We start from the raw sequence: 12,900 nt of genomic DNA on the forward strand, positions 1-12,900 counted from the left end.
TCAGTTGTTTTCAAGTACTTTTTTCAGTTCGAGTTTGGCATCCATGGCAGAGAAAAGCGTGTTCACGTATTCTGCCTGGGCCTGAATGAGTTGGTTTTCGGCCGTGGTCAGCTCCATGCTGGTGGCCAATCCTTCCTGGTATTTTACCAAGGTCTTTTGTTGGATGCGAGAGGCAAGCTCGATGTTCTCCTGACTTACCTCCAATTGTTCCAATGCAGAACGGAAGTTGTCCTTGGCGGTAATGGCCTGAAGCGTCAAAGCCTGTTCCATGTCTGCCAGTTTGTTCTTGATCTTCTGCTGTTCCAACTTGGCCTTTTTCATACTGGCCGCAGCACCGAGGTTATCCCAGATAGGAACTGTCAGTTTCACGCCCCAAAGCGTTTGTGGGTACCACGATTTGCTGAAATCGAAGAAGTCGAACTTCTGACGGTACGCCTGTCGCTTGTAATCGAAAAACGCATTCAGTCGTGGGTAATATTTGGCCTCTTCCAGTTTGACGAGGTAGCCGTGCATTACCACATCCTGCTTCACCAGATCATAAGCAATATTGTTGTTCAGGTCCAGGTCCATGGTCAACAGTTCGTCAGGTGTTTGCATGGTCCAGAGCGTCTCAAGGTCGGTTGATAGGGCGATCTCCGTTTTCACAGGCATTCCCATCTGGTATTTGAGCATGTTGAGCGTGGCCGTGTGCTGTCGCTCGGCCATGTTCAATCTGTTCTTCAACCCGTTGATCAACAGATTCAATTGTTCCAGATCCATCTCTTCCGCAAAGCCGTTCTCGTAGAGGGCTTTTGTGTCTGAAACCGTTTTCTCCGTATTGGCAATGTTCTCTTTCAGAAGACGGACATTCTCCTTGGCGATCTGCGATGTGTAATACGACTGCGCCACGGTGGTCTTGATCTCGTTCTTGGTCATTTTGGCCATGTCGCGGGTCATCTTCTGATAGCCTTTGGCGCCTTTCACCCCAATGATGTAAGAACCATCGAACAGTTGCAACGTGGCCGTTGCACCAATGTCCATGTTGTACTTCTGCCCGAATTTGAACGTGGTAGGCTGGTTCGGGTCGGTCTGTGGTGCATTGATAGGAACACCCGTTGCCTGCGAAACCCCGCCCAAGAAGGTAGTGAGGTAATCTGGGAAGAACGAGTTTCCAGAAGTTACCGTGGTTGGCAGTTGAATGAAGTTGTTGAAGTTCAACGCTCCATTGATTTGCGGTAGTCCGCGGGCTGCCTGGATCCAAACATCCTTATCGGCCTGCTCAATATTAATGTCTGCTGTCTTTGCCTTCTGGCTGTTCTCCCAAGCATATTTTACGGCTTCTTCCACACTCAGGTCCATCACGCTGCCATCTTGGGCCAACGCCTGGTGAACAAATAGAATGCTGCTTAGAACAATGAGGATGGTCTGTCTCATATCAGAATATAGGATGCTGCGTGTCTAACGTTTTGAATTTGTCTTTCAGGTATTCGATGCCCTTATCGCTGGCAATGCCGCGGATGTGGTAGCGGATGGCCTCGAAATACACATCGGTGGGACTGTACTTGTTGGCCGGGAAGAACTTTTGGTCAAATATCAGATCCATACGGCCAACGTAAAGCGCTGCTACAATTGGAATATTGATGTTGTCGCGGTATAGTCCTTGCGCAATGCCATCTTCCATATTTCGGGTAAGCGAACCCAATATGGTTTTCAGTTTGTATTCCTGATAGATGATGAATGCCTTCGGGTAATATTTCTCCAGATCGAAAAGGATGGAGGGATGCATCTTCTGTAAGTGTTCGCTTACTCTCTGCGAGATAAGGAACATCTCCTCGATCGCATTCTCACTCTCCCCGTGCATCGCCTCCAATTCGCAAATGTCCTGGTCGATGTAAAACTGAATACCCCTTGCAACCAGTTCCGATTTATCAGGCACCACTTGGTATAGCGTCTTCTTTGAAATGCCCAAATGGCGCGCAATGTCATCCATGGTCAGGCTTTTTACACCGTACTGCATAAAGAGTGCAATGACCTGCTCGATGATATTTTTTGCTTTCGCTTCCATTTTTGGCGGTGCAAATGTATAGCTTAAAAAACCACGGAAACGATTTTAATGTTAAAAGTTTCCAAAGTTTTCGATGATGAGACATTAATAGTAGGATAAGGTTCAGGCGGAGCGAAAAAACATTAGCAAGGATACCGTTGGTTCGAGGTGAGATTAAGATAGCTTCAGCAAAAGAAATACGCCCGTTCTCCAAGCAGATCTTTAAGCTCCGCCTGTTCTTGCGGATTGGCCACCGACACAATGACCTGCGGGTTTTCCAGTTCAGAGAGGAATTGCTCAGAGCGTATTTCCACTCCATAAATGAGATGCCCGATCTTCTTGGGGTTGTTGCACACCCAATGGAATGGAACGTGGTTTTCCGTCAGCAACTTGGCCAAGGATTTGCCTTTGCTTCCCGCGCCCCAAAGCACCAAAGGCCGTTGCGGGTCGTGGTCGAGTTTTAAGAACCAGTTGAGCTTCAGTTCCAAGAAGCGGTTGTCGGCATAATGCGGATGATTGCGTGACGTGCGCGAGGAATGGTCGCGCCAATGGTGCAGCACCTTCGTGGTTGGAATCACCTTCAATCCTTGCGCGTAGAAACGGAAGCAGAGGTCGTAATCCTCTGGGTAAGTGTCCAGTTCGAAGGCTCCGCAACGGTCAAGGTCTTCGCGATACACCATCCAGCAGGGCGATGGGATCACACATTCCTTGTAGATCTCCGTGTAGTTGTTGCCTTCCGCAGTGAGGCCGTTCAGCCATTGTTCATACTTACGATAGCCGTCTCCCAGTTCATTTTTGGAGAAGTATTCTACGAGTCCCGTGGCAAGATTTCCCTTTCCTACATCCAGTAGATTCTGCTTCAGCGTTTGCAGTTTCTGCGGAACCATGCGGTCGTCCGCATCCATTCGTGTAATCAGTTCACCAGAACTGTTGGCGTAAGCCGTTCGCAGCGCATCAATGATCCCCGAACCATTACGATCAAGAACGTTGATGCGCTTGTCCCGCTCCGCGAACCGATTAAGTATGGTTGGACTATCGTCTATGGAGCCGTCATTCACGGCAATCAGTTCCCAGTCGGTTTCTGTTTGCTCGATGATGGAATTCAGGCACTCTTCCAGAAACGGGCCAGCATTCTTAACTGGCATCAGAATGGAGATCTTGGTTCTTTCCGAACTCAATTCTTTACCAGTTTGATGGCCTTGCGGTCTTTGTCGTTGGAGAGCTCCAAGATGTAAACTCCGCTTTGCAAACCATTGGACGGCACATGCAGCACGCCATTGGGAGCGGAGTAGGACTGTAGCCGTTGTCCCAGCGCATTGTAAAGATTGGCGCTGATGCCCTTGTCGGAAACAATACGCAAAGGTTGTGTTCCGGAGGCGAACCCTTTGGTGTTGAATACGCGGAAAGTTTCTTCCTGCGGATTCACTTCATCAATACCGATGGAAGCGGGCAGCAGTCCTCGATCGAACATGCGCTGGTAGATCGGGTCGTGGTGCGCGCCTCCGAAAAGCAGCGTATCGGCCTGAATGAATGCCAGGGCAGCCTGCGGCATGGTCATTCCGGTTGCAAAACTGTACGTGGTCTGAAGCATGATGGCATCGGTGGCCTCACGGCCGATGTCGCCCCAGATCTGCATCAACGTGGCCGACCAGATGTCGGCATCTCCATAAAGATTGTTGGTAAGGTCTTCCGGGTAATGGTCGTTGCTTACCGAACTGCGTCCGCCCCAATACTCATTATGCCCATCCCACGTAAATACATCCGCCCAACGAAAGGTACTCAGGTAGCGCGAATACGAGGACGCAAAGTAATCTCCCAGCGCCTCATCCAGCGCAGACCGTTCAGAACCGCCAACGTTCGTGTTGGGAGCTGCTGAATTACTGATGGCGTGACCATATTCGTGAATAATGACATCGGCATCCTCCGCATCATCCACACCGCCTTCCCCGAATTTGAGTTGAGGTGGATTGAAAGCTCCGTTGAAATTGGAATTGTCGGCACCATTGAGCGCATGCGGATCCACATCTATTCGGTAATTGGCAAGATCCGTAAAACCCAACGATTGGATGTATTGCTGGAATGTGGTGAGGTGGTAAAAAGCGTTTCCGTCCTCAAAACCTGATTCGGCACGCGTGTAATTGAATTCAGGAGTTATGCTTGTAACGGGTGCAACGTCAGGGAACGAGAAGTCACGTATCTGCACGAAATCGTTGCGCAGAAAGAAGGTGTCGTTTTCAAACGTGGCGGGCACTTCAACAGCGATCCGCTCGGCATTCAATTGCAGAATGTCTTGATCGCCCGCATCTGCATAGGGCGCACCATAGTTTTGATGGGCAGTGGTGAGTGGATCCGGATTGAAAACCCAAACGGTAACGGTAGTGTCCTGTGGTGCAGCATAGCAGAGAAGGTCGTTCTGGTAAACAACTTTCACGTCCTTGTTCAGAACCAACTCATAGTAACGATCGGTTTTTTCTGCCACTTCCAAACGGATGGCCGGTATCAACAGCCCATTCTCCTCAAAATAAACTTCCTCCAAATTATAATGATCCAAAATACCGTTGTGCGGTTCGCGGTAGTGTACGGCCAACCCTTCATGATATGGACCATGGTCGGGGAAAGTGGCATCCACATCATTCTGTATGCCGAAGGTGTGATCGAACAGACTCAGGATCTTTCCGTCATTGCCCACATTCAGTTTTACGGAACCACGGAACACCTTTCGGCCATTCAGGGTCTGCACAAACCGATAATGTTTGGCCTTTGGGCTTTGAGCGAAATTCTCAAGGGCCAACCCGACATTCGGTGCTTTGAGGTTATCGACCTCATCCATCAGAAACTGCTTGATCTCCGTGGTGTCTGTGCCAAGTGTGCCGGCAGGCTGGCGCATGAGCGCGTCCTTGCGGTCAATGGGCGCAATATCATCATCAATGGCCACCCATTTCTGAGCGATGACCAATTGAGGGACAAAAAGCAGTATGAACAGGCAAAACCTCATTTATGCAAAGATAGAACGTAAAGCACGGCCTGAGGTTGACGGCCTAACAGCTGAGATGCAGCTCTCAGAAACTGACCATGTTCGCTGCCCACCATAAAGTTCCAGCAGAAGAAGCGGTAATAAAAAGTGCTACTGTGCCTTTTTTGAGGAGGGCGAGTACGAATGTGGAAGTCATTGAATTATTTGCGTTTTGATGCTCTAAAGTTCGCATCTGGTTTAAAAACGAATGTCACTTTAGTTACCAAATACACGCAATTTGGTTATACCGTTTGTCGATTTCTGTTGAGGGAATAACCTGCAAACCCCTTCCGTCTTTGACCGAAAGTTATTCTGTCTTGGCAAATGCTTGGCTCTTGTACAGGAGGATTGACCAATCTAATTCAAAATGAAAATGTTGATGACCTTTTTAAGAATCCTTATCCTCAAATTCAGCATCATCGATCTTCTTGTTCAGCTCCAAGTTTGAGATGGTCATGAGCACATGGCCTGTCTCGTACTTGCTCTGACCTTCTTCTTCCCGAACGGGCTTACTGCTGAAATCGCCACTGATGGCCTTGGGCATTTTGAACCGTTTGAAATCGGCCTCAAACTCCATGGAAGTAGGAATGAACTGGTCGGCAGAAGCATAGCTGTTGGTGTATTTCACCGTTCCTTCCCGCTTCAGCGTCAATTCTGAAAGGTGAATGCGGTTGTCGTCTTTCCCGATCAGCAGTTTCATCAGCACCAGGTCCTCGCTGTTGTTGGGAATGATATTGATGACGTTGCAATCGATCCCGTTCACAGTTGCCGTACCCGCGAAAATGGCCATGTAGGCCGATTCATCACTCAGAATCTCCAACTGAGAGAACGGGTTCTGTTTGGGCAGGAAGATGAGTCCTTTGGTACGAACACGGAACTTATCGGGCTTCTTGTAGATCATCTTGCCCGATATGCGGTCGATGGCCACTCCGGGGATGTCGAATTTCATTTCCACATCGCATTTCAGGTCATGGATGGCATCGAACCTGCTACGGACCTTTTCCAAAATGGCATTGGCATCCTGCGCAAAACCTGCGTGCCACAGGACAAGCAGCGATAGGGTGATGATCGTTCTCATTGAATGATGTCTTTATGATTGAAGTGATATTGGGTAATGCCAAAAAACAGGGCGGAGTGAAAGAGTAGAACTCCTGCCGACCGCATGATCTCGGCCATGGGCACGGGGTCGGAGAACAATCTGCGCCATAGGTGCATGTGATTGGTAAAGAGAAATGGCAGTATCGGGTCGAAAAAACTCATCTCGAAACTGCTGATGACGGTAAATGCGATGATCACCACCATGGTAAGAACAATGGGACCCACGCTGTTTTCCGAAAAGGCCGAGAACATCAGCGAAAGCGAAGCCACCGTGGTAAGACTGATGAACGCAAAGAGAAACGCTGCGATGAACCGCCAGAACAGATCGGCATTGCGCAGTACCACCAATCCGTCCGCATTCAATACCAACAGGTCGCCAGGGCCGAATACGACCAACGAAACCCCGTAAGCGAAGATTCCCAACAGGAGGAGAATTCCCAGCACGTAGAGCATGGCCGTTATCCATTTGTAGGTGATGAATTTGAAGCGGCTGATGGGTTTGGTAAGCGCATAACGCAAGGTTCCCATGGCCGATTCGCCCGAAATGAGGTCGCCTGTGACCAATGCCACCAGCAGCGGCAGTTGGATGATGAGCGTTTGCAGAATGATGAAACAGATAAGATTTCCGTTGATGATGGTTCCCTCCAGCGAGAACACCTGATCGAAACTCTGGAAAAGCAGGTCGATGTATTCGCTGCCCGTAAAGTAGAACGAAGTGTCGATAAGCACCACCAACGCCACAATGGAAGCCATGCCGATATAACTTCTCGGGCGGGCAAATGCTTTGATGATCTCTGCCTGTAAGATGCGGATCATGCTGCCGTGAGTTTGAGAAAGTAGTCTTCCAGTTTCCTTCGGTGATCCAGTCGGTAGATCTTCCTCTCGGCATGGATCAGTTTTTCCACCACATGCGGTATCTGTTCCACATCTGCCTGAAAGATCAACGTCTTCCCATCCAAGGTCGGTTCGTAACCGAGACTCTTCAATGCTACGTTGGCCGCCACTTGGTCGTCCGTTTCCACGCTTACGGTCACCGTGTTCTTGGCAAGCAGTTCAGAGACCTTACCCTGTGCCACACATTTCCCGTGGTTGATGATGGCCATGCTGTCTGCCATTTCCTCAATTTCAGAGAGAATGTGCGAAGAGATGATCACGGTTTTCCCGAACTCCTCCTTCAGTCGGATGATGAGCTGGCGAAGTTCAATGATGCCCTTCGGGTCCAATCCGTTGGTAGGTTCGTCCAAAAAGATCAGTTCAGGGTCATTCAGCATGGCCTGAGCAATTCCCAGCCGTTGGCGCATGCCTTGCGAGTAGGTGGAAACGCGGTCGTTCTCCCGACCTTTCAGTCCCACCAGTTCGATCATCTCATCCAAGCGTTCCTCACCGATCACATTCGGGAAGTATTGGGCCGCCACCTTCAAATTCCATCTGCCGCTCAGGTACGGGTAAAACTTGGGTTCTTCGATGATGCAGCCGATGCGCGGAAGCACCTCATTCAGGTCTTTCAGCTCCATCTTGCCGAAGTAGCGCACCTTCCCAGCGCTTGGGCGTATCAGTCCCACCAGCATTCGCATCATGGTGGTCTTGCCTGCACCGTTCGGCCCAAGAAGGCCAAAGATCTCTCCCTTGCGCACTTCCATGTCCACGCCTTTCAGGGCATGGAATGTTCCGTAGTACTTCTGCAGGGCGGCTATTTGCAGGATGGTGTCCGACATCTGTTCCGTTTGCAGGGAAACAACGCTTGCTCCAAAAGGTTTTCGTTTCGGCCCCCGCCTGTGTGAACCAACGCACCATGGATCTGTTAGATGCACATGATGACGCATCAATGAAAAAAGTATTCATCGCGCTTGGTGTACTGCTTCTGATCTTGGCAGCTGTGCAGGCATATATAAGTTCAAACATGGCAAAGACAGAGACACAACCCTACGAAGTACTTTGGAAGCAACAGCAGGTGGAAGCCCGCTACTACCCATCGGCCATCATGGCCACCGTGCATGGTTCATCCAACGAATATCGCAGCAGCGCCAATCAGCATTTCCGTGTGCTTGCAGGCTACATTTTCGGTGGGAATGAGAAGAAGCAGTCCATTGCCATGACCTCGCCCGTACACATGACCTTTGATGGCTCAGGTTCCGAAATGAGTTTTGTGATGCCCAAAGGAATGGAGATGGAAACGCTGCCCAGGCCCAACGACCGTGGCATCCGATTCCGCGAAAGCGGGGAGAAGTATGTGATGGCCCTCCGGTTCGGTGGTTGGCCAATGACCGCAGCATCCGAAAGCATACCGACCAACTCATGGCCAAGCTCAGTCAGATGGGCATCGAACCTATCTCGTCCCCTTGGTACATGGGTTACAATCCACCATTTCAGCTGTTCAACCGAAGGAATGAAGTGGCCGTGGAGATTCCCAAAGAACAACTTCCGATGTTGAAAACCAGCTGAACCGCTGTTACTGATCTTTGCCTTGCTGTTTTCTGCGTCTCCAGATGACATAGAGCACCATCACCACGATCGGAACAATGACATAAATGATGATGTTGGTCCAATTGTCCAGCCGCACCGGGTCACCATTGGGTTTACCGATGTTGCATGGCTGTTGCGCATAGGCGGAAAAAGCGTTCAAGCACCCGAAAAGCACGGGCAACCAACTGTATTTGCGTTTGTTTGGCATACCCTTAAGTTAGCATTTACTGGCAGAATTCCAATACGGATCATTCGCTCCGCTCATGGTGTTTAACCGCAAAGACGCCAAGGTTGCGCAAAGAGCGCGTAGAGTTTTATTCGCTTCGCTCATGGTCTACATCTCGCAAAGGCGCAAAGGCGCAAAGAGATTCGCTCCGCTCATCAAGGTGATCACACAGAGAAGAACGGAGAGACTGAGTTGCACAGAGTATTCGCTTCGCTCATGTGGGTTGTTTCGCCAAACTACACCGAGATTCATTCGCTAATTCCTTATCTCTCTATCTCTTGTCAACTCTATCAACTCTATCAACTTTATAAACTCTGTAAACTCTGTAAACTCCATCAACTGTATCAACTGACTCAACTAACCCAACTTGTCGTAGTTTAGCGCGTAACCAATTTTGAACCATGGATTTCAGCATTATCGACCTCGCCACCTTTGTCGGCTTCATCTTATTGGTCATCGGTGTTTCGCTCTGGGCGGGACGAAAAGAGGAGACCTCCGAAGATTACTTCCTTGCGGGAAGAGGACTTACGTGGTGGATGATCGGGCTTTCGCTCATTGCTTCCAACATTTCCACCGAGCATTTTGTAGGGATGGCAGGGCAGGGCTACATGGCCGATATCGGGCTGGCCATCGCCAGTTACGAATGGATCGCGGCCCTGTCGCTCATCATTGTGGCACTGTTCCTCTTGCCGCGCTTCCTGCGGTCGGGCATCTACACCATTCCTGAGTTTTTGGAGTACCGTTACAACAAGTGGCCGCGCATGATCATGGGCTTCGGACTGCTGTTCATGTACGCGGGCGTTACCATGGCCACGGTGCTGTATGCAGGTGCGCTGGCCATGAATACCATCTTCGATATAGACATGACCGTAGGCGTGTGGGTCATCGGGGCCATTGCGGGGTTATATACCGTGTATGGCGGACTGAAGGCCGTAGTGTGGTCCGATGTTTTGCAGGGAACGGCTCTGCTCATCGGGGGTGTCATTGTCACCTTTTTGGCCATGGATGCTGTGGGCGGATGGGACAGCTTCGTACAGATGTCGTCAGGGCGTTTGCATACCGTGCTTCCTGCCGATCACCCCGAACTACCTTGGACAGCCGTGTTTGTCGGTGGCATGTGGTTGCCCAACATCTTCTATTGGGGGCTGAATCAGTTCATTACGCAACGCACCTTGGCGGCCAAGAGTTTGGCAGAAGGGCAGAAGGGCGTGCTTTTCGGGGCCAGCCTCAAGCTCATCATGCCTATGATCGTGGTGTTTCCGGGCATCATTGCCTTCGAACTCTATGCCGACCAGATCCCGAACGCAGACCTTGCCTACCCAACACTGCTCAAGAACCTGTTGCCCACGGGGTTGATCGGAATCATGTTCGCGGCCCTGTTCGGTGCCACCATGAGCACGCTGGATTCGCTGCTCAATTCCGCAGCCACCATCTTCACCATCGATTTTTACAAGCCGCTGATCAAGTCCGATGGCGATTCCAAGCATTACATTAGAGTCGGTCAGGTGGTGACCATTGTCTTTGTGATCATCTCTTGTCTTTGTGCTCCATTTGTAGCCAATTTTCAAGATGAAGGTCTTTACAAGTACATCCAGATGTGGTGGGGAAGTATCCAACCGGGAATCGTTGCGGCTTTTTTCCTCGGACTTTTTTCCAATAAAATTTCGCCTGTGGCCGTGACCGTTGGAATGCTCGCCAACATTCCGATCTATCTTCTCATGCGAACTTATTTCCCCGAGACATCCTTCCTACATCATATGGCTTACAGCTTCTGCTACGTTTCCTTGATCATGATGGTCATTTCCGCTTTCAAACCGGATACCCGCGAGATCACCTATCCCGTAAACGAAGGCTACGACATGAAACCCAGCCGTACCGTACTTGTTTGGAGCGCGTTGATCTTCCTAAGCACCGTGGCGCTTTATTGGTTCTTCAGATAAGTGTCTGTCTCTCGATAAGCCGCAAAGGGTTTTATTACACAGAGGAGAATAGAGAAGGAGAGAGCCACAGAGCGTGTTCGCTTCGCTCAGTTTGGTTTCACACAGAGCCACAGAGCCGCAGAGAGTGTTCGCTCCGCTCACTGTCATTTCTCGCCAACTGCCAATGGCCGAAAGCCAAAAGCTATTTTCACACAGAGCCGCAGAGATAAAGAGAAAAGGCCGGATCGAGCGCTTTCCCCTCTTCGAGAGGGGGCAGGGGGTGTGTTTTTTTTGCCAATGGCCAATAGCTATAAGCCAAAAGCTGCTTTCACGCAGAGGCGCAGAGGAGCAGAGGTTCGCTCCGCTCACGGATGGTTCTCGCAAAGCCGCAAAGACGCAAAGGAGTGCGCGGGTCATCCTGAGTGATTTTCCTTTTTCGGGAAAATTGTATCGAAGGATTTTCACGCAGAGGCGCAGAGGAGCAGAGTTTCGCTTCGCTCACGGTTTTTCACACAGAGCCACAGAGCCGCAGAGAGTGTTCGCTCCGCTCACGGTCATTTCTCGCAACTAAGCGCAGCGGTCTCATTGCCAGAGGCGGTAAAGGCGCAAAGGCGCAAAGCAACCCACCGGTCAGTAAATTATGTCCTTTGGCCATGAGCTTCCTTCGGTCGGTTCTAGTGTCCCCCAAGCAGGACGATCGGGAACTAAGCGTAGCGTTCTCACCGTAGAAACAAAGCTGCTCGCCCAGACCACTGTTAACGGAATCGGATAAAAAAAGAGGCTGCCCGATAAGGCAGCCTCTTCCGTTGTCATTCATGGCAGATATTATCTCTGACCATCGGCACCGACCGGATGCTTTTCAGCTTCCTGTTCAGCGATCTGAGCCTTACGCACAAATTCCTGATCATCCTTGGATGCACCATACAGTTCAGGATGCAGGTACGTTCCCTTCAACTCCTTCTCCAATTCGGGCACAACTCTGTTTGCATTGGCATACTTGTCTGCCCGCACACCCGTTACAGACCAGCTCACTTCAACATTCGGTTCATTGGTCTGAATTACAAATCTGTTGTTGCTGATTTTTTGCTTCACAATTGCTTGGGCAAATGTTCCAATAACCGTCAGTTGATACCTGAAGTCTTTGTTTGCCGCTTCAAAATAGCCCGGTAGCTCTACCGTAGCATAGCCGTTGGCATCCGTGGTAGCATTGCCGCTGTAGATGTTCATCATATCGGGAGATTCCACAAAACTGTGTACCAGGTATTTGTTTGTCGGATCCAAGGGATGATCGATCTTGAACGTTCCCCCACCTTTGGAAATGTTTCCAGTTACATTAAGATCTCCGGTAATGGTCATATTGCCGTTAAATGAAGACAGCCCATCCACGCTCAAAGGAATAGATGAGATATTGTTGTAATCTGTTCCCAACCGCAGGTTGCGAATGTTGGTGTACCCACTTCGGTTTACGCGTATGGCCGTATCACCGAAGGTGGTACATCCTCCTGTAAAGTAGATGGAATTGGTAGTACCATTATGCACGATCCGTATTCCACAATCACCACCACTGTAGGCAATATCTTCCGAGAATATGAGTCCTCCTGAATAGACTTCGTTGAAGTTGCCGATATGGCCTATGGAAAAAGAGCTTGTTGAATCGGTATTGCCAACCGCCATTGTGTGGTGCGGATTTGTCAGTCCTACACCGACATTGCCTGTATTTGACTTGGAGATGTCTGCTCCCGTGAGTGTCCAATGACCACTGTTGTTGACCAATGGCGAAAGGTCTGTGGTAGTGGTGGCTCCGGCCTCGGTGATCTCAAGGTCCATCCCATTGAGGACTACTGAAGAAATCAATTCATTGGTAGAATCGGCATCTGCATCATTGATACTGACAGTACCACCTCCATCACTCAACGTCAGGTCGCTGCCAGATAGCGAAAGTGTCTGCGCAATACCAACGCCTGTCGGTCCCGTAGGTCCTGTGGCACCATCCGCACCGTTTGTTCCTGCTGCGCCTGTGGCTCCTGTAGGTCCTGTTGGACCAGTTACACCGTCAGCACCGTTTGTTCCTGCTGCGCCCGTGGCTCCTGTAGGTCCTGTTGGACCTGTTGCACCATCTGCACCGTTTGTTCCTGCTGCGCCCGTGGCTCCTGTAGGT

General features: G+C 50.2%; 10 protein-coding genes and 1 pseudogene. 2 read left to right on the forward strand and 9 right to left on the reverse strand.

Annotation, left to right across the window (positions count from 1 at the left end; translation table 11 throughout):
• The 7 genes from GC178_00215 to GC178_00245 all read right to left on the reverse strand — a co-directional run bounded on the left by GC178_00215 (nucleotide 1) and on the right by GC178_00245 (nucleotide 7,957).
• Entirely contained in the window at nucleotides 1-1,413 is a 1,413-nt protein-coding gene (locus tag GC178_00215) for a hypothetical protein (GenBank protein MBI1285985.1), read from the reverse strand.
• A gap of 1 nt (nucleotide 1,414) precedes the next feature.
• On the reverse strand, nucleotides 1,415-2,044 hold the full coding sequence (locus tag GC178_00220) for a TetR family transcriptional regulator (GenBank protein MBI1285986.1): 630 nt from the start codon (nucleotides 2,042-2,044) through the stop codon (nucleotides 1,415-1,417).
• A gap of 164 nt (nucleotides 2,045-2,208) precedes the next feature.
• The gene (locus GC178_00225) at nucleotides 2,209-3,168 is read right to left on the reverse strand and encodes a glycosyltransferase (protein ID MBI1285987.1); all 960 of its coding nucleotides are present in this window, start codon (nucleotides 3,166-3,168) and stop codon (nucleotides 2,209-2,211) included.
• Nucleotides 3,169-3,197: 29 nt separating this feature from the next.
• Nucleotides 3,198-5,018 (reverse strand): T9SS type A sorting domain-containing protein, encoded by a 1,821-nt coding sequence (locus GC178_00230; GenBank protein ID MBI1285988.1) that lies wholly within the window; start codon nucleotides 5,016-5,018, stop codon nucleotides 3,198-3,200.
• Between the two features lie 406 nt (nucleotides 5,019-5,424).
• A complete protein-coding gene (locus tag GC178_00235; protein MBI1285989.1) occupies nucleotides 5,425-6,114 on the reverse strand; it encodes a hypothetical protein in 690 nt (229 codons plus the stop codon).
• A complete protein-coding gene (locus GC178_00240) occupies nucleotides 6,111-6,950 on the reverse strand; it encodes an ABC transporter permease subunit (GenBank protein MBI1285990.1) in 840 nt (279 codons plus the stop codon). The genes GC178_00235 and GC178_00240 overlap by 4 nt, the downstream gene beginning before the upstream one ends.
• Nucleotides 6,947-7,957: an ATP-binding cassette domain-containing protein gene (locus GC178_00245; GenBank protein ID MBI1285991.1), complete on the reverse strand. Its 1,011-nt coding sequence runs from the start codon at nucleotides 7,955-7,957 to the stop codon at nucleotides 6,947-6,949. The genes GC178_00240 and GC178_00245 overlap by 4 nt, the downstream gene beginning before the upstream one ends.
• Between GC178_00245 and GC178_00250 the strand changes: the two genes are divergently transcribed.
• Nucleotides 7,798-8,565, forward strand: coding sequence for a hypothetical protein (locus tag GC178_00250; protein ID MBI1285992.1), 768 nt, complete (start codon nucleotides 7,798-7,800; stop codon nucleotides 8,563-8,565). The genes GC178_00245 and GC178_00250 overlap by 160 nt on opposite strands.
• 18 nt (nucleotides 8,566-8,583) lie before the next feature.
• On the opposite strand, the gene GC178_00255 is transcribed toward GC178_00250, so the two are convergent.
• Complete coding sequence (locus tag GC178_00255) at nucleotides 8,584-8,805, reverse strand: hypothetical protein (GenBank protein MBI1285993.1); 222 nt, start codon at nucleotides 8,803-8,805, stop codon at nucleotides 8,584-8,586.
• A gap of 419 nt (nucleotides 8,806-9,224) precedes the next feature.
• Here GC178_00255 and GC178_00260 point away from each other — a divergent pair, with 419 nt between their 5' ends.
• Complete coding sequence (locus GC178_00260; GenBank protein ID MBI1285994.1) at nucleotides 9,225-10,763, forward strand: solute:sodium symporter family transporter; 1,539 nt, start codon at nucleotides 9,225-9,227, stop codon at nucleotides 10,761-10,763.
• Nucleotides 10,764-12,692: 1,929 nt separating this feature from the next.
• On the opposite strand, the pseudogene GC178_00265 reads toward GC178_00260, so the two are convergent.
• A pseudogene (locus GC178_00265) lies at nucleotides 12,693-12,900 on the reverse strand (collagen-like protein).

Source organism: Flavobacteriales bacterium, assembly GCA_016124845.1.
Classification (GTDB): Bacteria; Bacteroidota; Bacteroidia; order UBA10329; family UBA10329; genus UBA10329.

Coding starts and splice junctions, on each gene's coding strand:
- GC178_00220 (MBI1285986.1), bottom strand. CDS start 2,044: ATGGAAGCGAAAGCAAAAAATATCATCGAGCAGGTCATTGCACTCTTT.
- GC178_00225 (MBI1285987.1), bottom strand. CDS start 3,168: ATGCCAGTTAAGAATGCTGGCCCGTTTCTGGAAGAGTGCCTGAATTCC.
- GC178_00245 (MBI1285991.1), bottom strand. CDS start 7,957: ATGCGTCATCATGTGCATCTAACAGATCCATGGTGCGTTGGTTCACAC.
- GC178_00250 (MBI1285992.1), top strand. CDS start 7,798: ATGTTCCGTAGTACTTCTGCAGGGCGGCTATTTGCAGGATGGTGTCCG.
- GC178_00230 (MBI1285988.1), bottom strand. CDS start 5,018: ATGAGGTTTTGCCTGTTCATACTGCTTTTTGTCCCTCAATTGGTCATC.
- GC178_00215 (MBI1285985.1), bottom strand. CDS start 1,413: ATGAGACAGACCATCCTCATTGTTCTAAGCAGCATTCTATTTGTTCAC.
- GC178_00235 (MBI1285989.1), bottom strand. CDS start 6,114: ATGAGAACGATCATCACCCTATCGCTGCTTGTCCTGTGGCACGCAGGT.
- GC178_00260 (MBI1285994.1), top strand. CDS start 9,225: ATGGATTTCAGCATTATCGACCTCGCCACCTTTGTCGGCTTCATCTTA.
- GC178_00240 (MBI1285990.1), bottom strand. CDS start 6,950: ATGATCCGCATCTTACAGGCAGAGATCATCAAAGCATTTGCCCGCCCG.
- GC178_00255 (MBI1285993.1), bottom strand. CDS start 8,805: ATGCCAAACAAACGCAAATACAGTTGGTTGCCCGTGCTTTTCGGGTGC.